Source organism: Streptomyces sp. CA2R106 (assembly GCF_037034245.1).
Taxonomy (GTDB): Bacteria; Actinomycetota; Actinomycetes; order Streptomycetales; family Streptomycetaceae; genus Actinacidiphila.
The window spans coordinates 1-271 of the sequence record NZ_JBAGKC010000217.1 but is presented as its reverse complement, the minus strand read 5'-3'; the positions used below and the strand labels follow the sequence as shown (position 1 = coordinate 271).

The following is a 271-nucleotide window of genomic DNA, read 5'->3' as shown; positions in this document are numbered from 1 at the left end:
CCGGCGGTGGAGCCGTTGGCGGAGCAGTTGCGGGGCGAGTTGAGCGGTATCGCGCCTCGCGCGGGTCGGGTGCCGATGGTCTCGACGGTGACCGGTGAGTGGTTGGCCGGCGCGGAGGTCGATGCGGGGTATTGGTTTGCGAATCTGCGGCGGACGGTGCAGTTCGAGGGTGCTGTGCGGAGTCTGTTGGCTGCCGGGTACGGGGCGTTCGTGGAGGTGTCGCCGCATCCGGTGTTGACCGCGGCGGTCGCGGAGACGGCGGAGGACGCGG

At 70.8% G+C, this 271-nt stretch carries 1 protein-coding gene; it reads left to right on the top strand.

Annotation, left to right across the window (positions count from 1 at the left end; genetic code table 11):
- Window positions 1-15: 15 nt before the first annotated feature.
- Window positions 16-271: acyltransferase domain-containing protein (locus tag WA788_RS35815; RefSeq protein WP_443034153.1), on the top strand; the 256-nt coding region annotated here is incomplete at its 3' end.